Below are 1,695 nucleotides of genomic sequence, written 5' to 3' on the forward strand. Positions count from 1 at the left end.
CCCCTTGACCGAGAGGTCCGCCTCCCCCGTGACGCAGCACTTTCCCTGAGAGTTCTGCGTCACGGGCGGGCGAGGGAACAACTTCCCGGAAAGTGCGATCTCCCGGCCTCCCGGCTCAGGGTGGGACTCTTTCCCGGACAGGCGGCCTCCCGATGTTGCGAGGGGGCAGCTTCCGGGAAGGTGCGACCTCCTGGCGCGCCCTCGCGACCCGGCCCGGGGTATCGGGTGGACCGGGCCCGCCGGGGCGGGCCCGGTCACCGCTTAGGCTGGGCGGATGGTTGATCGCACCGAGCCCGGCCCGGGCGACGCGGCGGTGCGGCGGGCGTTACGCCGGGCCGCGGCCGGGCGGGCGTTGGACGTCGACGAGGCGACGGCGCTGCTGGGCGCCCGGGGTGCCGCGCTGGACGAACTGCTCGCCGTCGCCGGCGGGATCCGCGACGCTGGGCTGCGCGACGCGGGACGGCCGGGCGTGGTCACGTACTCCAAGAAGGTCTTCATCCCGCTCACCCGGCTGTGCCGGGACCGGTGCCACTACTGCACCTTTGCCACGGTGCCGCACCGGCTGCCGGCGGCCTTCCTGGACCGGGACGAGGTGCTGGCGATCGCTCGGGCGGGCGCGGCGCAGGGCTGCAAGGAGGCCCTGTTCACCCTCGGCGACCGGCCCGAGGAGCGCTGGCCGGCGGCCCGGCGGTGGCTGGACGAGCGTGGTTACGACTCCACCCTGGACTACCTGCGGGCCTGCGCGGTGGCGGTGCTGGAGGAGACCGGCCTGCTGCCGCACCTGAACCCGGGGGTGCTCTCCTGGTCGGAGCTGCAACGGCTCAAGCCGGTCGCGCCGAGCATGGGGATGATGCTGGAGACCACGGCGACCCGGCTCTGGTCGACTCCGGGTGGGCCGCACTTCGGCTCCCCCGACAAGGAGCCGGCGGTGCGGCTGCGGGTGCTCGACGATGCCGGGCGGGTCGGGGTGCCGTTCACCACCGGCATCCTGATCGGCATCGGCGAGACCCCGGCTGAGCGGGTGGACGCGATCTTCGCGATCCGCCGGGCCCAGCGGGAGTACGGCCACGTCCAGGAGGTGATCGTGCAGAACTTCCGCGCGAAGCCGGACACCGCGATGCGTGGCATGCCCGACGCCGAGCTGCACGACCTGGCTGCCACCGTGGCGGTGGCGCGGGCGCTGCTCGGCCCGAGGGCTCGCATCCAGGCCCCGCCGAACCTCATCGCCGGGGAGTACGACCTGCTGCTGCGCGCCGGCATCGACGACTGGGGCGGGGTGTCGCCGGTGACCCCGGACCACGTCAACCCGGAGCGCCCGTGGCCGCAGCTCGACGAGCTGGCCCGGCACACGGAGCAGGGCGGCTTCACCCTGCGCGAGCGGCTCACCATCTACCCCGAGTACGTCCGGGCCGGCGACCCGTGGCTCGACCCGCGGCTGCTGCCGCACGTCGGTGCGCTGGCCGACCCGACCACCGGGCTGGCCGTGGCGGCGGCGCGGCCGGTGGGACGGCCCTGGCAGGAGCCGGACGAGACGTACGGCGGGCGGACCGACCTGCACGTCACGATCGACACCACCGGCCGCAGCGGCGACCGGCGGGGCGACTTCGACCACGTCTACGGCGACTGGTCCGAGGTCGCCGGCAAGGTCACCGCCGGCTCCCCCGCTCACCCGGGCGAGGTGGGCGGGCCGCCGGC

At 74.9% G+C, this 1,695-nt stretch carries 1 protein-coding gene; it reads left to right on the forward strand.

Features of this window, described 5'->3' with window-relative positions; genetic code table 11:
- Nucleotides 1-274: 274 nt before the first annotated feature.
- Nucleotides 275-1,695, forward strand: a 1,421-nt coding sequence (cofG, locus tag C1I99_RS31465; protein WP_111137761.1) for a 7,8-didemethyl-8-hydroxy-5-deazariboflavin synthase CofG, incomplete at its 3' end; no start/stop codon positions are given.

Origin of the sequence: Micromonospora deserti (assembly GCF_003236335.1) — a bacterium.
GTDB lineage: Bacteria > Actinomycetota > Actinomycetes > Mycobacteriales > Micromonosporaceae > Micromonospora > Micromonospora deserti.